The sequence below is a fragment of the Clostridioides sp. GD02404 genome (assembly GCF_045898275.1).
GTDB classification, from domain to species: Bacteria; Bacillota; Clostridia; order Peptostreptococcales; family Peptostreptococcaceae; genus Clostridioides; species Clostridioides difficile_A.
Map to the genome: position 1 here is coordinate 72,709 of NZ_JBJOCA010000006.1, position 20,921 is coordinate 93,629.

General features: G+C 29.5%; 25 protein-coding genes. 24 read left to right on the plus strand and 1 reads right to left on the minus strand.

Annotated features, from left to right (window positions below):
* The first annotated feature begins 34 nt into the window (after positions 1 to 34).
* The 18 genes from Q3287_RS05535 to glyS all read left to right on the plus strand — a co-directional run bounded on the left by Q3287_RS05535 (position 35) and on the right by glyS (position 14,165).
* Positions 35 to 385: a histidine triad nucleotide-binding protein gene (locus Q3287_RS05535; protein WP_054271054.1), complete on the plus strand. Its 351-nt coding sequence runs from the start codon at positions 35 to 37 to the stop codon at positions 383 to 385.
* Between the two features lie 162 nt (positions 386 to 547).
* On the plus strand, positions 548 to 727 hold the full coding sequence (rpsU, locus tag Q3287_RS05540) for a 30S ribosomal protein S21 (protein ID WP_003416618.1): 180 nt from the start codon (positions 548 to 550) through the stop codon (positions 725 to 727).
* A 29-nt stretch (positions 728 to 756) separates the two neighbouring features.
* A complete protein-coding gene (locus Q3287_RS05545; RefSeq protein ID WP_054271053.1) occupies positions 757 to 1,200 on the plus strand; it encodes a GatB/YqeY domain-containing protein in 444 nt (147 codons plus the stop codon).
* Between the two features lie 110 nt (positions 1,201 to 1,310).
* Positions 1,311 to 1,808 carry a TspO/MBR family protein gene (locus Q3287_RS05550; RefSeq protein ID WP_054271052.1) on the plus strand — a complete coding sequence of 166 codons (498 nt, stop codon included), beginning with the start codon at positions 1,311 to 1,313 and terminating at the stop codon, positions 1,806 to 1,808.
* A 192-nt stretch (positions 1,809 to 2,000) separates the two neighbouring features.
* Positions 2,001 to 2,564 (plus strand): ribosome hibernation-promoting factor, HPF/YfiA family, encoded by a 564-nt coding sequence (hpf, locus tag Q3287_RS05555; protein WP_054271051.1) that lies wholly within the window; start codon positions 2,001 to 2,003, stop codon positions 2,562 to 2,564.
* Positions 2,565 to 2,778: 214 nt separating this feature from the next.
* Entirely contained in the window at positions 2,779 to 3,015 is a 237-nt protein-coding gene (locus Q3287_RS05560) for a YabP/YqfC family sporulation protein (RefSeq protein ID WP_021385288.1), read from the plus strand.
* Positions 3,016 to 3,027: 12 nt separating this feature from the next.
* On the plus strand, positions 3,028 to 4,344 hold the full coding sequence (gene yqfD / locus Q3287_RS05565; RefSeq protein WP_407963644.1) for a sporulation protein YqfD: 1,317 nt from the start codon (positions 3,028 to 3,030) through the stop codon (positions 4,342 to 4,344).
* A gap of 37 nt (positions 4,345 to 4,381) precedes the next feature.
* Positions 4,382 to 5,398, plus strand: coding sequence for a PhoH family protein (locus Q3287_RS05570; RefSeq protein ID WP_054271049.1), 1,017 nt, complete (start codon positions 4,382 to 4,384; stop codon positions 5,396 to 5,398).
* Positions 5,399 to 5,454: 56 nt separating this feature from the next.
* Entirely contained in the window at positions 5,455 to 5,916 is a 462-nt protein-coding gene (gene ybeY / locus Q3287_RS05575; protein ID WP_054277178.1) for an rRNA maturation RNase YbeY, read from the plus strand.
* Positions 5,917 to 5,921: 5 nt separating this feature from the next.
* On the plus strand, positions 5,922 to 6,641 hold the full coding sequence (locus Q3287_RS05580) for a diacylglycerol kinase (RefSeq protein ID WP_021385290.1): 720 nt from the start codon (positions 5,922 to 5,924) through the stop codon (positions 6,639 to 6,641).
* A 118-nt stretch (positions 6,642 to 6,759) separates the two neighbouring features.
* The gene (locus Q3287_RS05585; protein WP_054271048.1) at positions 6,760 to 7,161 is read left to right on the plus strand and encodes a cytidine deaminase; all 402 of its coding nucleotides are present in this window, start codon (positions 6,760 to 6,762) and stop codon (positions 7,159 to 7,161) included.
* 56 nt (positions 7,162 to 7,217) lie between these two features.
* Positions 7,218 to 8,111 carry a GTPase Era gene (gene era / locus Q3287_RS05590; RefSeq protein WP_054271047.1) on the plus strand — a complete coding sequence of 298 codons (894 nt, stop codon included), beginning with the start codon at positions 7,218 to 7,220 and terminating at the stop codon, positions 8,109 to 8,111.
* An 11-nt stretch (positions 8,112 to 8,122) separates the two neighbouring features.
* Positions 8,123 to 9,502 carry a magnesium transporter gene (mgtE, locus tag Q3287_RS05595; RefSeq protein WP_054271046.1) on the plus strand — a complete coding sequence of 460 codons (1,380 nt, stop codon included), beginning with the start codon at positions 8,123 to 8,125 and terminating at the stop codon, positions 9,500 to 9,502.
* Positions 9,503 to 9,574: 72 nt separating this feature from the next.
* Positions 9,575 to 9,730, plus strand: a complete 156-nt coding sequence (locus tag Q3287_RS05600) for a YqzL family protein (protein WP_003416649.1) — start codon at positions 9,575 to 9,577, stop codon at positions 9,728 to 9,730.
* Positions 9,696 to 10,469 (plus strand): DNA repair protein RecO, encoded by a 774-nt coding sequence (recO, locus tag Q3287_RS05605; protein WP_054271045.1) that lies wholly within the window; start codon positions 9,696 to 9,698, stop codon positions 10,467 to 10,469. Before Q3287_RS05600 ends, recO begins: the two co-directional genes overlap by 35 nt.
* A complete protein-coding gene (locus Q3287_RS05610) occupies positions 10,462 to 11,061 on the plus strand; it encodes a DUF4342 domain-containing protein (RefSeq protein ID WP_021385335.1) in 600 nt (199 codons plus the stop codon). The genes recO and Q3287_RS05610 overlap by 8 nt, the downstream gene beginning before the upstream one ends.
* Positions 11,062 to 11,220: 159 nt before the next feature.
* Positions 11,221 to 12,099: a glycine--tRNA ligase subunit alpha gene (glyQ, locus tag Q3287_RS05615; protein ID WP_021385338.1), complete on the plus strand. Its 879-nt coding sequence runs from the start codon at positions 11,221 to 11,223 to the stop codon at positions 12,097 to 12,099.
* A complete protein-coding gene (glyS, locus tag Q3287_RS05620) occupies positions 12,099 to 14,165 on the plus strand; it encodes a glycine--tRNA ligase subunit beta (RefSeq protein ID WP_407963645.1) in 2,067 nt (688 codons plus the stop codon). The genes glyQ and glyS overlap by 1 nt, the downstream gene beginning before the upstream one ends.
* 72 nt (positions 14,166 to 14,237) lie before the next feature.
* Here glyS and Q3287_RS05625 read toward each other — a convergent pair whose 3' ends face one another.
* On the minus strand, positions 14,238 to 15,785 hold the full coding sequence (locus Q3287_RS05625) for a nitrite/sulfite reductase (RefSeq protein WP_407963646.1): 1,548 nt from the start codon (positions 15,783 to 15,785) through the stop codon (positions 14,238 to 14,240).
* A 282-nt stretch (positions 15,786 to 16,067) separates the two neighbouring features.
* On the opposite strand from Q3287_RS05625, the gene Q3287_RS05630 reads away from it, so the two are divergent.
* From Q3287_RS05630 to buk, 6 genes are all read left to right on the plus strand, one after another.
* Entirely contained in the window at positions 16,068 to 16,835 is a 768-nt protein-coding gene (locus Q3287_RS05630) for an IclR family transcriptional regulator (protein WP_054271042.1), read from the plus strand.
* Between the two features lie 286 nt (positions 16,836 to 17,121).
* Positions 17,122 to 17,319, plus strand: coding sequence for a 4Fe-4S binding protein (locus Q3287_RS05635; protein ID WP_003416663.1), 198 nt, complete (start codon positions 17,122 to 17,124; stop codon positions 17,317 to 17,319).
* Between the two features lie 29 nt (positions 17,320 to 17,348).
* Positions 17,349 to 18,425, plus strand: coding sequence for a 3-methyl-2-oxobutanoate dehydrogenase subunit VorB (vorB, locus tag Q3287_RS05640; protein WP_054271041.1), 1,077 nt, complete (start codon positions 17,349 to 17,351; stop codon positions 18,423 to 18,425).
* 2 nt (positions 18,426 to 18,427) lie between these two features.
* Entirely contained in the window at positions 18,428 to 19,147 is a 720-nt protein-coding gene (locus Q3287_RS05645) for a thiamine pyrophosphate-dependent enzyme (RefSeq protein WP_054271040.1), read from the plus strand.
* Positions 19,148 to 19,159: 12 nt separating this feature from the next.
* Positions 19,160 to 19,699, plus strand: coding sequence for a 2-oxoacid:acceptor oxidoreductase family protein (locus Q3287_RS05650; RefSeq protein ID WP_054271039.1), 540 nt, complete (start codon positions 19,160 to 19,162; stop codon positions 19,697 to 19,699).
* Between the two features lie 156 nt (positions 19,700 to 19,855).
* Positions 19,856 to 20,914 carry a butyrate kinase gene (gene buk / locus Q3287_RS05655; protein WP_054277175.1) on the plus strand — a complete coding sequence of 353 codons (1,059 nt, stop codon included), beginning with the start codon at positions 19,856 to 19,858 and terminating at the stop codon, positions 20,912 to 20,914.
* Positions 20,915 to 20,921: the final 7 nt, after the last annotated feature.

The following is a 20,921-nucleotide window of genomic DNA, read 5'->3' on the forward strand; positions in this document are numbered from 1 at the left end:
AATTATAATATTTATAAGATAGGAGGTGGAAAAAATGGATTGTATTTTTTGTAAAATAGCGAACGGAGAAATACCTTCAACTAAAGTTTATGAAGATGATAGAGTCTTAGCATTTAATGACTTAAACCCAGTTGCTCCATACCATATATTGGTAGTACCTAAAAAACATTACGATAGTGTAATTGATATTCCTGATAAAGAGATGGATATTGTGTCACATATTCATGTTGTTATTAATAAAATAGCTAAGGAGAAAGGTTTTGACCAAACTGGATTCAGAATCATAAATAATTGTGGAAGTGATGGAGGGCAAGAAGTTAAACATTTGCACTATCATATTTTAGCTGGTAAAAAGCTTCCTAATTACGAAGCGGGACAAAACTAAACTAAATTATTGAAAAATTGAGTTCCTTCTTGATAAAAATACTTGATAAAAGTAAAAATTTAGTTTATAATAAACAAAGTGTTAGGTTGTAATGCATATTATGCAAAAAGAACATAGTTACAGTCCCAGCATAATTGCGCTATTGGAGGGAGGGAAAAAGAAATGTCAGAAGTAAGAGTTAGAGAGAATGAAACATTAGACAGCGCTTTAAGAAGATTCAAGCGTCAATGTGCAATGTCTGGCATCATGTCAGAAGTGAGAAAAAGAGAGCACTATGATAAGCCAAGCGTTAAGCGTAAGAAAAAAGCTGAAGCAGCAAGAAGAAAAAACGCTAAGAAATAGTAGTAAATAAGAATAAAGAGGTGAAGGGGATGTCCCTTAAGCAAAAGTTACAAGAGGATTTGAAATCTTCTATGAAAAACAAAGATACAGTGAGAAAATCTGTAGTAACTTTAATAAGAGCTTCCATTAAACAGTATGAGGTTGATAATAGAGTCGAACTTGATGAAGATGGAATTATCGATGTAATAGCAAAGCAATTAAAGCAACGTAGAGATGCATTAGTTGAATTTGAAAAAGCTGGAAGAGAAGACTTAATAAAAGAAACAGAAGCTGAAATTGAAGTTTTAAAAGAGTACCTACCTCAACAATTAAGCGAAGAAGAGTTAGAAGAAATTGTAAAATCTACTATATCTGAAGTAGGAGCAACTTCTATGAAGGATATGGGAAAAATAATGTCAGTTATCCAACCAAAGGTTAAAGGAAGAGCTGATGGAAAACTTATAAATAAGTTGGTAAAACAAAACTTACAATAGATTGATATAGCCTAGAGAGAAATCTCTAGGCTTTTTATATTTTTTGAGAATAACAAGTCATATTTGAGCATATCTATAATCAAAGAAAATTTTGAAAGAAGGGGAAGAATTTGATTATATCAGTAAAGGAAATTAGAAATTTTTTGATAAACATATTGATACCATTAATAATAGGTTATTTAAGTAGTGTTTTAACAATGATTATTAGTGGGACAGATATCTCAACCTACTATTTACAGCTCACAAAGCCAAGCTTTGCACCACCAGCATTTATCTTTCCGATAGTTTGGACTATATTGTACATATTGATGGGTATATCTTCATACTTAATATTAAGAAAGGGTTACAATTTACCTAAAGTAAGAGATGCAATCTTTTATTATGGGTTACAACTTGCATTAAATTTTGTTTGGACTATATTATTTTTTGGATTTGGACTTAGATTTACAGCTTTAGTAGACATAATAATAATGATTTTGGTTTCTGTAATAATGATTTCAAAGTTTTCTAAAATAGATAAGAGAGCTGGATACATAAATTTGGTTTATTTGATGTGGCTTGTTTATGCTGGATTCTTGAATTATTTTATATGGTTTATTAATAAATAGAATGTAAAGATTCTGTAAATTACCCTGTACTTTTAATAATATCATATCAAATAAAAAATGAATAGACTATTAAAAAGAATCATTTTCATATACAATAATATTAATTTAAATATAATAAATTTATCAAAATTGTATTTAAAGATTAACATATTAAAGTATTAGAATTGGAAAGGCTTGAAGGGAGAGGTTTTTATGCAAATAATAGTATCTGGGAGACAAATGAAATTAACTGACGGAATAAAAGGATACGTAGATGGAAAATTAAGTAGGTTAGAAAAATACCTTGATCCTGAATCAGAAGTGAAAGTAACAGTAAGTGCGAAAAAGGATAGACAAAAAGTTGAGGTCACAATAATTCCTATTAGTGGGCAAATAATAAGAGCAGAAGATGTAGAAGATGATTTATATGCAGCAATTGACATTGTTTGTGACAAATTAAGTAGACAAGTTGTCAAGTATAAAACTAAAGTTAAAGACAAAGGTCAAAATAATAAGAGCATAAGATTTGAAAATGTTGACTTTATAGATAACAGCAGTGAATTTAATGATTATGATTATGATGATGAAGAAGATGAAAATATAGTTATAGAAAGAAGAAAGAAATTTAATGTAAAACCTATGAGTTCAGAAGAGGCAATACTTCAAATGGAATTGGTAGGACACAATTTCTATATGTTTAGAAATCAAGATAATTTTGAAATAAACATAGTGTATAAGCGTAAAGCTGGTGGATATGGTTTAATAGAACAAGACTAATAAAAAATTGTATACATTGTAGATTCTATATAAGAAAAATAAAAAGGTAATCATGTTGATTTTTTATCAATATGATTACCTTTTTATTGTTTAAATAATATATTAATTATTAGGGTATTTATTGTATAAAAATTTTAGAACTAATCTGTTATAACATCAATAAAGTGCATAAATACCTATTTCAAGCATAAAATTAATTAAGGGGGTAATGCTTATGTTAGAAATATCCACTGATTTACAGGTAAATCAACCAGTTGTTACTGTTACAGGTAATACGTTTATTAGTATAGAAAATTATCTATCAATACTTGAGTATGAAGTTGATTTAATAAGAATAAAGACCAAAGTTAAAACAATTAAAATATCTGGTGATAAACTTTCGCTTAAGTATATTACTGATAGTGAGATAGGTATAAAAGGAATTATCTACAATATGGAGTATGTTGATTAGGAGGAGATACACTTGATAAGCTTTATAAGGGGATACTATGTTATAGTTGTGGAAGGAGTAGGACTTGAACAATTTTTAAATCATCTTATAAGAAATGGGATAAGTGTTTACAATGTAACTAGAATAAAAAATACTAAAATTGAGTTTCATATAGATAGACAAGATATAAAAGAATTTAAGAATATTTATAGAGGCAGTAAGTTTGAGATAAAGGTAAAACAAAAAACAGGGGTTCCTTTTATTATTAAAAGAATTTATAAGCACAAAGGTATGTGGATTTGTGCTATTCTCTCTTTATTTTTATTGATGTCTACATCGCAGTTTGTGACAGATGTATATATACAATCTCCTGAAGGTATAAAAAAAGAAGCTCTCAGAAGTGAACTTTACAAGGTTGGAGTAAGGCCAGGAGTTTATAAGAAGAGTATTGATAGAAAAGAAGTTAGAGACCATATGATGTCGAAATTTAATGATGTGGCGTATTTATCTATTAATGTAAAAGGAACAAATATATTTGTTACTGTTACGAAAAAAGCAGAATCCCTAAAATCTACAGACCAATCAAATTATTGTAATGTAATTGCTTTAAAAAATGGTATAATAGAAAAGGTAATCCCTAGAAGTGGTAAATCCGTTATTAAATCTGGAGATATAGTACAAAAGGGAGATGTATTGCTAAATGGAGCTAATACAAAATCAATACCAGAAGTATGGGCAAGTACTTTTTATGAATCTGCCAAGAAGGCAAGTTATGTGGACACTGTAAATAAAAAGACAGGAGAAAAGAAAAACATATACACAATAAGCTTTTATGATAAAGAATTTACAATGAGGAAAAATATAAAATATAAAAATTATGTTGTTGAAAATAAAGAAAAAAAATTAGCAATAGGAGATTATACTTTTCCAATAAAGATAAAGACGAGTACCTTCTATGAAACAAAAAAAGTTGAAGTAAAAAGAAATAAAGAAGAGTTGAAAAAAGAATTATCTGAAAAAGCTTTAAAAGAGTTAGAATACATAATCCCAGCTTCGGCTAGAATAATAGATGTAAAACATAACTTTAAGGTTAATAAAAACATGTTAGAATATTTAATAACAGTTCAAACTAGTGAAAATATTGCTAAAATTTATCCTCTTAGTAAATCAGAAGCAGAAAGATTTATAAAGGAAGAAAGTAAACCAAAAGAAGGAGAAGAGGAAGTTCCTTCTAATCCAGAAAAAAGACCATTAAATGATATAAGAAATGACTTTGATGAGGATACTAAAGATAAGAATAAAAATAACTCTAATGAAAATAATAGTAATCAAAATAGTAACAATAACTAATAAAATTAAACTTAAAACTTGAGGAGGAACAATTCAATTGATAATACAAAAAAAATTTACAATAGCAGATGGAAATTTTGAAAGAGAATTATTTGGAAATTTTGATGAAAATGTAAAATTAATAGAGAAAACTTTAAATATAGATGTGATACTTAGAGAAGGAAATATAATTTTGATTGGAGAAGAAAAAAATGTAGATTCTGCACTAAAGCTTATGAATGAATTGCATCAAACTGTATCAAATGGTAAACATTTAGATAAACAGAGTATTTCTTATTCGTTATCCCTTTTACTTGAAGGTAGTGAACAAAAAATAAAAGAACTTGAGGGAACCATTGTTATAACACAAAGAGGGAAAGCTGTTCAACCTAAAACACTAGGTCAAAAAGAATATATAAAGCTTATAGAAAATAATGATATAACTTTTGGCGTTGGACCTGCTGGAACAGGAAAGACTTACCTTGCAGTAGCTATGGCAGTAAAAGCCTTTAAAAGAGATGAGGTTAGTAGAATTATACTTACAAGACCAGCTGTGGAAGCTGGGGAGAGTCTAGGTTTTTTACCAGGGGATTTAAAGGATAAAGTTGACCCATATTTAAGACCATTATATGATGCATTATTTGAAATGTTAGGTGCTGATAAATTTAATAAATATTTGGAAAGAGGCACTATTGAAGTTGCACCACTTGCTTTTATGAGAGGTAGAACACTTGATAATTCTTTTATAATATTGGATGAAGCTCAAAATACTACTTCAGAGCAAATGAAAATGTTTTTAACTAGATTAGGATTTGGCTCTAAGGCTGTAGTTACAGGTGATATAACACAAACAGATTTACCACAAAATAAGAAAAGTGGTCTAATACAAGCTACAGAGATTCTTAAAGGAGTTCCAGGGATTGGGTCTATAATGTTAACAGATAGAGATGTTGTAAGACATGAGTTAGTACAGAGGATAATAAGAGCTTATGAGAAACATGATAAAAGAGAAGAATTTAAAAAAGAAGAACGCAAAAAAATGAAAATACAGGAAAAGACTTTCAAAAGAAAGTAAAAGTGTAGTAATATAGATGTATAGCATTATTAATGAATAAAAAGTAGGTGTAATTAATGGATTTGATATTAGATGATAGACAAGATAAATTAGAAGTAAATGAAGAGCTAATTGAAAAGATAAAGGATATAATCATAGAATGTTTGGATTATGAAGGATATGATGATAATTATGAGGTGAGTCTTTCTTTTGTAGATAATAAAGAGATTCATGAGTTAAATAGAGAATATAGAGGTGTTGATAGAGCAACTGATGTTTTATCATTTCCTCTTTTAAGTGATGATTTTGAGGATGTTGAGTTAGAAGAAGAATCTCTAGGTGATATAGTAGTGTCTCTTGAAAGAGCTTTAGAACAGAGTATAGAGTATAACCATAGTTTTGAAAGAGAAGTGTGTTTTTTAATATGTCATAGTATGTTTCATCTTTTAGGTTATGACCATGATACAGATGATAATACAAAGGAAATGAGAGAAAAAGAAGAACATATATTGAATAAGTTAAACATAACAAGGGAGTAGTTTTTATGAAACCAGGAAAAACTCGTCAAGGTATAATTAAAGCTTTTAATGCAGCTATAGAAGGGATATTGTATACATTTAAATTTGAAAGAAATATGAAAATACACTATTTAGGCTCAGTTGCTGTGCTTATAATAAGTTTGTTTTTTAATTTCTCAAAATTAGAAATGATAATGTTATTAATGTCTATATGTTTAGTTGTAGTTGCTGAGATGTTTAATACAGCTATAGAAAAGGCTGTTGATTTAGTGACTGATGAATACCATGTACTTGCTAAGATAGCAAAAGATGTTGCAGCAGGTGGTGTTCTAGTGGCAGCACTAAATTCAGTAGTGGTTGGATATATTTTATTTTATGATAAATTGACAGATATATCTGGGATATTAATTTATAAGATAAGAGAATCAGAATTACATATAACCTTGATATGTATATTATTGGTTCTTATAGCTGTAGTGGTTGTAAAAGCATTGACTTCTACAGGAACACCTCTAAAAGGAGGTATGCCAAGTGGTCATGCTGCATTAGCATTTGCTATAGCAACTGCAATTACACTTATGACTGAAAGAGTAGTTGCGTCTACTCTTGCATATATAATGGCTGTATTAGTTGCCCAAAGTAGGATTGAAGGAAAAATACATACATTTTGGGAAACTATAGCTGGAGCTTTGTTAGGTGTATTAATAGCTATACTAGTGTTTCAGCTTGGAATGTTCTACAATTAAAATAAATGTACATAAAATGTTTAAAATAAAACAAATCTATGCTAATTAAATTTTTATGATATAATGTAGAGTATTAAATAAAAATAACTTTTAATTATTGTATACAGGAGGAGATGTTGTGGATAACATAGAATTGTTAAAGTTGGCAGAAAATGCCAGGCAACATTCTTATGCTCCTTACTCTGGTTTTAGAGTAGGTGCAGCTCTTTTAACTAAGAGTGGTAAAGTTTATACTGGGTGTAATATTGAATGTGCATCATTAGGTGGAACAAATTGCGCAGAAAGAACAGCTATTTTTAAAGCAATATCAGAAGGAGACAAAGATATATATAAAATAGCTATAGCAAGTGACAACTCAGAAAATAATGAGCAAACATATCCTTGTGGAATATGCAGACAGGTAATTATAGAGTTTGGTTCTGATATAAAAATAATAACAGGATATACTAAAGGAGAGGTTTTTGAGCAGGATATAAAGGATTTGTTGCCAAACTATTTCTCTGGAAATGATTTAAAATAGATTTAAAAAATATAAATAATTAAAACAAGAAGATAAATAAAGTTAGGAGACAGTTAATGTTCAAATCAGGTTTTGTCAGTATAGTAGGGAGACCAAATGTAGGGAAATCTACTTTAATGAATAATGTAGTTGGAGAAAAAATAGCTATAATGAGTGATAAGCCTCAAACTACAAGAAATACAATACAAGCAGTATATACAGATGAAGAGATGCAGATAGTATTTTTAGATACACCAGGCATTCACAAACCAAAAAATAAGTTAGGTGAATTTATGGTGAAGGCAGCAACAGATGCCTTCAAAAATGTAGATTTGATATTATTTGTAGTTGATGATTCTAAAAAAATAGGTCCTGGAGATAGAAAGATAATGGAGGACTTAAGAAGTGTTAAAACACCAATAATTCTAGTTGTAAATAAAATAGATCAACTAGACCAAAAAGATGAGTTATTTGATATAATCAAAATGTATGATAATGAAGGTATTTTTAAAGAAATAGTACCAATATCAGCATTAAAAGGAAAAAACACGAATACCTTAATAAAAGTTATACAAAAGTATTTAGAAGAAGGTCCAAAGTATTTTCCAGATTATATGATTACAGACCAACCAGAGAGAGTATTAATAGCAGAACTTATAAGAGAAAAAGTTCTTCACTATCTTAATGATGAAATACCTCATGGTGTAGCTGTTGAAATTGAAAAAATGAAAGCAAGAAATGATAAAGAAATAGTGGATGTATCTGCTGTGATATATTGTGAAAGAGATTCACATAAAGGAATAATAATAGGAAAGAATGGTAGGAAACTAAAAGGAATAGGAAAATCAGCAAGACAAGATATAGAATTACTTTTAGGGTCACAAATAAATCTTCAATTATGGGTTAAGGTTAAAGAAAATTGGAGAAATTTACAAAATTATATAAATAATTTTGGATATAATGATAAATAAAGGTGGGTTATATGGATAGGAAACTGGATGCTTCCCAAGATTTATTATATGAAGTAAAATCATTAATTGCTAATAATAAAGTATTGGAGTTAAGAGAATTAATAGAGGAATATCATATAATTGATATATTCGATATAATGGAAAATTTAGAGGAAGACATGAAAATTCAATTATTTGAAGTACTTCCTTTAGATATGGCATCTTCTATATTAGAAGAAGGTAGTGTAGAGTTTTTTGTTAGTATTTTATCTAAGCTTGATGTAGAACACTCAAAAAATATACTTGAACTTATGTCTCTTGGAGATATGGCAGATAAATTAAGTGAGCTTGAAGAAGAAGAGAGAGAACATATAATAAATCTTTTGAATCAAGAAAATGCTGAGTATGTAAAAGAACTGTTATTCTATGATGAAGATTCTGCTGGTGGAACAATGACGACTGGATATATATCTATAAATAAAGACATGACAGCTCTTGAAGCTATAGACCATATGAGGGAAGAAGCTGAAGAAGCTGAAACTATTTATTATATATATGTGGTTGATGATGAAGAAAAACTAGTTGGAGTATTATCATTAAGAGAATTAATAATAGCAAGAGATGCAAATATAGTAGAAGAATTAATGAGTGAAAATATAATCTCTGTTTATGTAGATGAAGATAGAGAAGAAGCAGTAAGATTAGTATCTAAATACAACTTAATAGCAATTCCAGTAGTTGATAGACAAGAAAAATTAAAAGGAATAATAACAGTAGATGATATAATCGATGTAATGGAAGAAGAAGCAACAGAAGATATGTATAAATTTGCAGGAAGTTCAGAACATGAAAGAGAAGTTGCTGAAAAAGAAAATCCTACATTGAAAGAGCAAACAATATCAGCACTTAGAGGAAGATTACCTTGGTTAATTATTACATTAATAGGAGGATTATTAGCTTCCTTAATACTTTCTAACTTAGATTATATAATGAATCCTGTATATGCTCCATTAGTGTTCTTTATACCTGTAGTAATAGGTATGGGTGGAAATATTGGAACTCAATCATCATCTGTTACAGTAATAACACTATCTAATAAAGATTTAAATTTTAGTAATGTGGTAAGAGAAGGTATTGTAGGAATTATTACAGGTCTTTTATGTAGTATAATAACTGGTATTGTGATTTACTTTGTTATGAGAAAATTAGACATTGTACTAATTGTTTCAATATCATTATTTATAAATATGGTTTTAGGTGCAACAATAGGTGCATTTATGCCTGTTCTATTAAAAAAAATGGATGCAGACCCATCTACAGTTTCATCACCAATTATATCTACAGCTCTTGATATAACTGGTATAGCAGTTTACTTTATAATAACAACGGCATTATTGTCAAAAATTGTTTAATAACTTTATGTATGATTTATCCTCTTCTTACTAAAAATATAAGTATAAATGTAAGAAGGGGGTTTTTTAAAAATGAACAATATAAGTTGGGAAGTTTTTAAAAAAACAGGTAGTATAGATGCATATCTATATTTCTGTGATTGCAAAAACATACATGAAGAAATTGAAGAAGTAAGGGAGAAAAAAGAAGACGATGATAATCCTGAACACCCAGGGGATAGTACTTAAAGCTATAAGGTACAAGGAAAGTGACGTAATACTTACACTATTTACAAGAAAGCTTGGAAAAGTATCTGCAATAGCAAAAGGAGCTAAAAAAAATAAGAGCTCTTTACTTTCATCATCACAGTTATTTTCTTATAGCAATTTTACCTTAAAAAAACAAGGTAATATGTACAAGGTTACTCAAAGTGAAATAATAAAAAGTTTTTATAATATATCCTATGATATAGAAGCATTTTCTTATGCTACATATATTACAAAATTAGTTGAGAATTCTATACTTGAAAATCAGACTAATAATAGGCTATTTATATTACTTGCACAGACATTGTACTTGTATACACAGGAGAATACAGATAATAGGTTTATAACAGCAGCATTCGAGTTGAAATTTTTAGACTATATAGGATTTAAACCTATAGTAAATAAATGCATTAATTGTGAATGTAAAATTTTACAAAATTCTGTGTTTAATATCTATGAAGGTGGTATACTATGTAGTAAGTGTAGTAAACTTTTTGATAATAACATAAAATTAGACTTAACAACTATAAGTCTTATGGAATATGTATTAAAGAATGATATTTTAACATGTAGTAAAGCTAAAGTATCAAAATATATAACACATGAGCTTGAAAATATTCTAGACAAGTATTTGAAAGTTTATGTTGATAATATTAATTTTAAATCATTACACGTATTACAAAGTGTAAAAAACAATAAGGGAGTGGATAATGATGAGTAGTAATATAACTATTGAAATGGTTGATTCAGTCTTTGAAAGAGTTCCAGGAGCAACTTATGCAGAAGCAAAAGAAGCATTAGTAGTATGCAATGGAGACGTAATTGAGGCAGTAATATATTTAGAAAATAAAAAAAATACTTGTAATTGTAAAGCAAAATCTGCTAAAGAAACTATGGAAGAAGTGTTTGGTAAAGATGGAGAAAATATAAAACTTCAACTAAAAGAGCTTCTTAGAAAAAGTAGTGTAGTAAGAGTAATAGTTGAGAAAGATGGAAAAACTATGATGAACATTCCTTTAACAGTTGGAGTTGTTGGATTAGCTTTTGTTCCATTAGCTACTTTAGTAGGCTTATCAGCTGCTGTTATAAGTAAATATCGTATAAAAGTTCAAAATGAAGAAGATGGAGAAATCGTAGACTTAGGTGAGTTGAATGAAGAAAAACTTCATGTTTTGAAGAATATGATAACTAATGCTGCTAAAGATGTTAAGGATGTAGTAGTTGACAAAAAAGAAGATGATAAAGATGTAACTGCTGACCTTATGAAAGAAGAATTTGAAAAGAATAAAGAAGACGAAGACGAAAATAAATAGATATAAAGTGACTTTTAAAAAATGAAGAGAAGATAATTATAAGAATTATCACTAACATTGACAAATTTTATAGAATTTGATATTCTAAAAGTTGTAGAAGAACTATTAAAATAGCCTTTCGTGTAGACGAGAGGCTTTATTGTTATAGGAGGGATTTTTATGAATTTTCAAGAGATGATACTAGCGTTGCAAAAATACTGGTCAAAGCAAGGTTGTATCATGATGCAACCTTATGATATTGAAAAAGGTGCAGGAACTATGAATCCAAATACTTTTTTAAGATCACTAGGACCTGAGCCTTGGCAAGTATGTTATGTAGAACCTTCAAGAAGACCAGCAGATGGAAGATATGGTGAAAACCCAAACAGACTATATCAACATCATCAGTTCCAAGTTATATTAAAGCCATCTCCAGATAATATACAAGAGTTGTATTTGGAAAGTTTAAAAGAAATTGGAATTGACCCAAGTGAGCATGATATAAGATTTGTTGAAGACAACTGGGAAGCTGCTACAGTTGGTGCATGGGGACTTGGATGGGAAGTTTGGCTAGATGGTATGGAAATAACACAATTTACGTATTTCCAACAAGTAGGTAATATTGAATGTGAGCTTGAGACAGGAGAAATTACATATGGATTAGAAAGATTAGCTATGTACATTCAAGAAGTTGATAGTGTTTATGATTTAAAATGGAATGATAAAATAACTTATGGTGAAGTATTTAATAAAGCTGAGTATGAAAACTCAATGTATGCGTTTGAATTATGTGATGCAGATATGCTGTTTAATCTGTTTGATATATATGAAAAAGAAGCATTAAGACTTATGGAAAAAGGACTTGTAATACCTTCATATGACTATGTATTAAAATGCTCTCATGCATTTAATACATTGGATGCAAGAGGCGCAATAGGTGTTAGTCAAAGAGCATCATTTATAGGTAGAGTTAGAAATATGGCAAAGACTGTTGCAGAAACTTTTGTAAAACAAAGAGAAGAAATGGGATTCCCTCTTTTAAAGGACGGTGACAAATAATGAAAAATTATCTTTTATTTGAAATCGGTGTTGAAGAAATGCCATCTAGATTTGTAGGCAGTACACTAGAACAATTAAAAAACAATCTTAACAAATTATTTGATGAAAATAGAATATCTTTTGACAAAATAAGTGCATATGGTACACCAAGAAGACTGACTTTGGTAGTTGAAGGATTGAGTGATAAACAGAGTGACTTAGAAGAAGAAATAAAAGGTCCTGCTAAAAAAATTGCTGTTGATGCAGAAAATAATTTAACAAAGCCAGCATTAGGATTTATAAAAAGTAAAGGATTAAGTGAGTCTGATATATACTTTAAACAAGTTGGTAAAGATGAATATATATTTGCAACTATAAAACAAGATGGAAAAGAGACTTCAGAAGTATTAAAAGATATATTACCAGAGACTATAAAATCTGTAGTATTCCCAAAAGCTATGCGTTGGGGAGGTAAAAATCTTAAATTTGCAAGACCTATAAGATGGATAGTTACATTGTTGAATGACAAGGTATTAGAGTTTGACTTAGAAGGAATAATATCTTCTAATATAACAAAAGGTCATAGATTCTTAGGAGAAAGTACTATAGAAGTAAATTCTATAGAAGACTATCTTGAAAAATTAGAAAAAAATTATATAGTTTTAGACCAAAATAAGAGAAAAGAAATTATAAGAAAACAATGTATAGAAGTTGCAAATTCTTTAGGTGGAGAAGTTGAATTTGATGAAGATTTACTTGAAGAAGTAACTTACTTAGTTGAGTATCCAACTGCTTTTTATGGAGAATTTGATACAGATTATATAAAATTACCAAAAGAAGTTGTTATAACTCCTATGAAACAACATCAAAGATATTTCCCAGTGCTTAAAGATGGAAAACTGTTACCTAACTTTATAGCTGTTAGAAATGGTGATTCTTACAGAATAGATAATGTTAAAGCTGGAAACGAAAAGGTTTTAGAAGCAAGACTTGCAGATGCTTTATTTTTCTATAGAGAAGATATTAAGAGAAACTTAGAAAGCTACATAGAAAAATTAAAAACTGTTGTATTCCAAGTAAAACTAGGAACTATTTATGATAAAACTTTAAGACTTGAAAAATTAAGTGCTGATATACTTGATAGTTTAGGTTTAGTAGATGAAAAGACAGACGCTATAAGAGCTGCTAAGTTATGTAAGGCAGATTTAGTTACTGGAATGGTAGGAGAATTTGACGAATTACAAGGTTTTATGGGAAAAGAATATGCAAAAGTTGGAGGAGAGAATGATGTTGTAAGCGAAGCTATTTTTGAACATTATCTTCCAAGATTTGCAGGAGATATACTTCCTAAAACTAATGCTGGGGTTGCATTATCAATAGCTGATAAGTTGGATTCAATAGCAGGTTTCTTTGCTATAGGGATACAACCGACAGGTTCTCAAGACCCATATGCTTTAAGAAGACAAGCTTTAGGTATACTTAGTATACTAATGGATAGAAAAGTTGCTGTAGATATAAAAGTGCTTATTGAACATGCTTTAGATAATTATTCTGACTTAGATTTTAACAAAGAAGAAGTTGTTGAACAAATAATGAATTTCTTCAATGAGAGAGTGAAAAATCTGTTTAAAGATTTAGGTATAAGATATGATGTTGTTGATGCTGTATTAAGTTCTGATATAAATGATGTTTCTGATATGCATATGAGAGCTCTAGAGCTTAATAATTGGTTAGAAAAAGATGAGTTAGTGGAAATGCTTACTGCATTTAATAGAGTTTCTACTTTAGCTCAAAAAGCAGATTGTGATAAAGTTGACGAAATGTTATTAAAAGAAGATGCAGAAATCAAACTTTACAATGAGTTTAAACAAGTAAAAGTAAAAGTTAAGGAATTATTGAAAGATAAGAAATATGGTGTTGCTTTGGATGAATTTGCATCTTTAAGACCAGTAGTTGATAACTTATTTGATTCAGTTATGGTTATGGATAATGATGAAGCTATTAAGAATAATAGACTTGGTTTACTTAAACAAATATATGATACTATGTTAGAGATTTGTGATTTATCTAAAATAGTTTATAAATAAGAAAACTTAAATTACTTATAAAAAATGAGATAGCTTATAACTATCTCATTTTTTATAAGTAAACATAATAAATTATATCTTATACTTATCAGTTATTTTGTTTAAAATATCACTATTAGAATTTATCCACCCATAAAAATCTCCTGAAGAAACTTCAGATATTTTATAAAGCATTTCAGGAATATCACTAGCTTTAAAATCACCTATAGATTTTCCTAATTTAGTTTTGCCTATCTCAAAACTGCCTCCAACAAACAATTCAAATGCATCTGTAGATACGCCATCAACACTCTTCTTTTTACCACATAAACCGATACTACCAACTTGATGAACACCACATGAATTTAAGCATCCTGATATATATAATTTAGGAGCTTTATTTAAAATTTCTTCATTATTTTGCAATCTAAAGTAATCTATGATTTCATGTAACATTTTCTGACTGTTTTGTATACCCATTTGACATATTGGAACACCTATACAGGAGATACTTTGTTCTAGTTGAGAATTATAACTAATAGTCTTACTTATTTCCAATATTTTTTTTGCTTCATTTCCATTTAAATTTAAGATGTATAATCCCTCTGTCATTCCTAGTCTAATCATAGGAGATTCAATAATGTCTAATTCTTGAAGTAAAATACTTAAATCCTTTGTCGATAAGATACCTCCAACAGGATGTATATATACAGTGTATAAACCATCTTGTTTTTGAGGTATCAATCTAGAATCCTGAACATCTATTTTAACACCAGGCTTTGAGTAATCTATTTCTTCAACATTGAGTTCAAGGTTACCTTTTTCTTTTTCTGCTTTATAATATTCTTTAAACTTCTCTAAAAATAACTTCTCACCAAGTGTTTCGACCATATATCTAACCCTAGCTTTATTTTTATTTTCATAATTACCATAAGCCATAAAAAACTTAATCATACCTTCAACACAGTATAGTGCATCTGTAGGTTTTATAAGTTCACCAAGCTCTAAAGCGACCTTAGGTTGTTTACCTAAACCTCCACCTAAGAAAACTCTAAAATATGGTTTACCATCTTTTAAAGTAGCCACAAATCCTAAATCTTGTATGCTACAATGAGCAGCATCTGTATAGCAACTAGAATAAGAAACCTTTAATTTTCTAGGTAAATTATATGTAGTAGCATTTTTGATAAAATATTTATCAGTAGCAACTGCATATGGAGTAACATCAAAGGCTTCATCAGGGTCAACTCCCGATAGTGGAGATAATCCGACATTTCTAGGATAATTACCACCACCACCTCTAGTAAAGATGTCGTTTTTTATTCCTTCTTCCATAACATCAACAATGGAGTCTATAGACAAATCATGTAGTTGTATAGCTTGTCTAGTTGTTAAGTGTATTTTATTTAAGTCATTCTTAACAGCCATTTCGTAAATTCTATTAAGTTGATATTTGGATAAAACTCCAGCAGATACTCTAAGCCTTATCATAAAAGACTTTTTGTCCCTTTGAGCATAAACTCCATATCCACCAGAAAAGCCTTTGTATTGCATTTTATTTATCTCTTCATTTAAGAACTTCAAAGAATATTCTTTAAAGTTGGGTAGTTCATTTAACAATCTTTTCTTAAAATTATCCATTGTCACACCTCGTTATTAGTCTTGTATAAAACTGAATCTATTGTATAATAGAGATATATATTATTATTATCTAGATAGGATGAAAATATAACAGTACAATATCATTAAGAGAAAAAATAAGGAAGACATAGCAAGTATTTTGTTTTTATTTTATAAAATAAGTATAATATTTTTGTTTTATAAAATATAATTAAGATAAATAGATAATTTTGTAATTTTAATATATAATATTTAGTAGAGTGTTGAAGTAGCACTTAATATTCGCAGGAGGAGTATTTGTATATGGGAGAAATAATAAATGCATTAGATAGAGCCCTAGACATAATTTTGCTATTGTATCATGAAAAGAGAGAAATGGGAATAACTGAAATAAGTAAAGCTATGGGAGTATATAAAAGTACTGTACATAGAACTTTAGTCACTCTTGAAAACAAGGGTTTTGTTATACAAAACACAGAAAATGGTAAGTATTGGCTAGGAATAAATTTATATGCAATAGGTATGGTTGTGGGAGAAAAAATGTCATTGAATGAAATAGTAAAACCATATACGAAAAAATTAAATCAAGAATTTAACGAAGTGGTTAATGTATCTATATTAGAAGAAAGAGCTCAAGATTCTCCAAGAAGTATAATAATACATAAAGAATATGGCTCAAATCAACTACTCTCAGTAAATCCGTCAGTTGGCTCCAGTAGCGAATGTTATTGTTCAGCAGTTGGAAAATGTCTTATGGCATTTAATGATTCTATAGACTTTGAAAAATATAGAAAGACACCAATACACAAATACACAGAGCATACAATTGATAATTGGGATGATATGATGCTTTTTTTAGCAAAAATAAAAGAACAAGGATATGCCATAGATGATGAAGAATTAGAACATGGGCTAACTTGTATTGGAGCACCTATTTTAGATAAAGATAATAAAGCTATTGCAGCAATAAGTTTATCTGGTCCAACTATAAGAATGAGAGAAGGAGATTTTGAGTATAAAATTAAAAGAGTTATGGAAACTGCAAAAAGTATATCTGAGCTTTTTAGATAATTTTTTAATCGAAACAATAAAAAGAGGTTATATTTAAATTGTTATTTGTGAATATCAGTTTAAATGTGACCTCTTTTTATTTAATCAAAAATTAAATATTCTTAAAATTTAAAATGTTGTTGAAATATATAAGCGAATGTGTTATCTTTTAATTAAGCAATACAAAATAGAACGATGTTCTAAAGTGTGGAACAATACTGAAGCATATATAATGTCTATATAAAATATAAATATTATATATTTAAAATTAAGTAAAAAAATATTACATAAAGGGGAGATTTAAGAAATGGAAAAAGTCAAGTTGAGTGTTGAAAGATGTAAGGGGTGTTATCTTTGTATTGAAGCTTGTAAAAAAGATGCAATAAGTCTTTCTGATTACACAAATAAAAAAGGCTTTGTAACTATCAAAGTTGATGAAGAAAAATGCATTCAATGTGGCGCTTGTTATACAATGTGTCCTGATTTAGTATTTGAGATATTATAAACTATATTTTATTGGAGGGGAGAAAAAGTATGCAGAGTTTATTAATTAAGGGAAATGAAGCTTTAGCAGAAGGTGCTATACGTGGTGGCTGTAGATTTTATGCAGGTTATCCAATAACACCACAATCAGAAATATTAGAAATGATGGCATGGAGACAAAAAGAAGTAGGAGGAGTATTTATTCAAGGTGAATCAGAAATAGCCAGTGTAAATATGGTTATGGGAGCGAGTGCACTTGGAGCAAGAGCTATGACTTCTTCATCTGGGCCAGGATTTTCATTAAAACAAGAAGGCATCGCATACTGGGTATCAGCTGGTTTGCCAGCAGTTGTAGCATGTGTACAAAGATATGGTATAGGTGATGGATTTATAGGAGCAGGTCAAGATAACTATTGGCAAGCTGTAAAAGGTGGAGGAAATGGAGATTATCATTTAATTGTATTGGCACCTAATAGTGTTCAAGAAAATATGGATATGGCATATGAGTCTTTTGAGTTAGCTGAGAAATATATGCATCCAGTGCTTATACTTTCTGATGCTACAATAGGTCAAATGGTAGAGCCTTGTATAGCCCCACCAATGAAAGAGTATGATAAGGATAAAGCTCCATGGGCAGCAAAAGGAACTCCTGTAGGAGAAAAAAATAAAGTTATAACTGATATAACATATTTTGAAGACCAAGATACATGGCAAAAAGGCTATATAGAAAAAATGAGAAAAGTTCAAGAAAATGAACAAAGATGGGAAGAAATAGAGATAGAAGATGCTGATGTAGTATTTGTAGCATATGGGATTTCATCAAGAATAGCAGAAGGTGCAGTTAGAGATGCTAGAGCAAAAGGAATAAAATTAGGATTAATAAGACCAAAAACATTGTGGCCTTACCCAAGAAAAGCATTTAAAAAATTGAATGATTCACTAAAAGGTCTTGTAACAGTTGAAATGAACATGATGGCACAAATGAAGGAAGATGTAATTATAGCATGTGATAATAGATTCCCAGTATATTCAGTAGCAACAGCTCAATATATGGCAGAAGTAAATCAATTGATAGATTTTGCTCAACAGATTATAGATGGAAAAGCTAAGCAAGAGGAGGTATTTTAATTATGGCTAAGAAAGCACCAGCAATAATGATGTGTGAAAATATGTTCTGTGGAGGCTGTGGACACTCTATAGTCGATAGAATTATTGGAGAAGTATTAACAGAAATGGATATATGTCAAGATACAATTATATGTTCAGATATAGGTTGTAATCATATGTTTCAATTTAGTATGAATGTAGATGTTGTCGTTCCACCACATGGTAAAATGGGTGCAGCAATGGCAGCTATGAAAAGAGTTAGACCAGATAAATATATATTTACAATAGCTGGAGATGGTGGAGCTTATGCGATAGGGCTTGGGGAAACTATGTCAGCTGCTACTAGAAATGATAATGTTATATTCCTTGTTATGAACAATAATATGTTTGCAATGACAGGTGGTCAAATGGCCCCAACTACTATAGAAGGTCAATATACAGCTTCTACTCCAAATGGTAGAAATTACGCAGATCATGGTTCAACATTTGATGTTGTAAAAGTTATGGGTAATTTGGATATAGCGTATCTAGCAAGAGGAACAATAACTAACCCTAAAGAAATAAATACAACAAAAAGATACATCAAAAAAGCACTGGAAAAACAAAAAGAAAATAAAGGTTTTTGTTTAATAGAAGTACTTGTACCATGCCCAACAAACTGGGGGCTAAAGCCAGTAGATGCTATGAAGAGAATCGAAAATGAACTTGTTCCAAAGTATCCACTTGGAGAATTTATTGATTAGGGAGGAAATGATATGTTAAATGAAATCATATGTGCTGGTTTTGGAGGACAGGGAGTTCTTACAGCAGGAAAAATTATAATGTATGTTGCATATAAAGCAGATAAGAAAATTACATGGTTCCCATCTTACGGAAATGAGATGAGAGGAGGAAGTGCAAATTGTAATGTTGTTGTAAGCGATGAGAAAATTGCAAATCCTTGTGTAAAAAATCCAGATATATTATTAGGAATGAATAGTGTATCAGTAGATAAGTATGAAAGTTTAATGAAAGAAAATGGTTATATGTTTGTCAATGAATCACTAGTAAGTAAGGATAGAAAATATAGAGAAGATATAAATGTTATAAAAGCACCTGTTACTGAAATTGCACAAAATTTAGGTAATGAAAAAGCCGCTAATATTTGTATGTTAGGTGTTATGGTAAAAAATTTAGATTTATTTACAAAGGAAGAATTTGAAAAGGGTATGTGTGAATACTTTGAAAATCAAGGAAAAGGCAAGTTTAATGCCAAAAATATAGAAGCATTTGAAGCTGGGTATGATTATAAGTGAATATTTTAAATATTTAAAATAATTATTGAAATACTTATTTTTATATGTTAGTATTTAATTAATAAAATATAGAACGTCGTTCTGAGTAGTAGGACATAACTTTTTAAAACTAAATATCAGAACGGTGTTCTATATAGTGAAACTGGGGGTGTTAAATTGAAAGTTTTAGTAATAAATCCTGGTGGTACATCTACAAAGATTTCTGTCTTCCAAGATGAAAATGAAGTTTTGAAAAAAAATATAACTCATACAAGAGAGGATTTAAAAAAATTTTCTAAAGTATTTGATGAATATGACTATAGAAAACAATTAATAGTGGATATCTTAAGTAGCGAGAATCATAGTATAAATTCTTTTGATGCAGTAGTTGGACGTGGTGGACTTATGAAGGCTATAAAAGGCGGCACTTATACTGTGAGTGAAGAAATGATTGAGGATATGAGAAATGAGATAAATGGAGAACATGCCTCTAATCTAGGTGCATTATTGGCTAAGACTATAGCAGATGAAATAGGAGTACAATCATTTGTAGTAGATCCAGTTTCTGTAGATGAGTTTGATGATGTATCGAGGATTACAGGAATTTCAGACATAGAAAAAGCTAGTTGGTTACATGCATTAAACCATAAAGCTGTTTCAAGAAAAATTGCACAAAAACTAGGTGGAAAATATGAGGATTATAACTTTATTGTAGCCCATCTAGGTTCAGGGATATCAATTGTAGCACATAAACAAGGGAAAATGATTGATGGAAGTGGTGGAAGGTCTGATGGTCCATTTTCTCCAGAAAGAAGTGGTGGATTACTTGCATATCCTCTTGTAGAATTGTGTTACTCTGGAAAATATACTCATGATGAAATGGTCGCAAAAGTAAGTTCAATTGGAGGAATGTACGATTACTTAGGAACTAAGGATATGATAGAAATTGAGAATAGAATTAATGATGGTGATAAAAAGGCAAAACTTATAATGGATGCATTTATTTATCAAATAGCAAAAGAAATATCTATGTATGGAGCTTCACTTTCAGGGAATGTAGATAGAATTATTTTAACTGGGGGGATATCACATTCGGAAATGGTAGTTAAAGGAGTAATAGAAAAAGTTTCATATTTGGCACCAGTAGAAACAGTTCCAGGAGAAATGGAAATGGAAGCACTTGCTCTTGGAGCACTTAGAGTACTTAAAGGAGAAGAAATAGCAAAAACTTATTAATATTTAG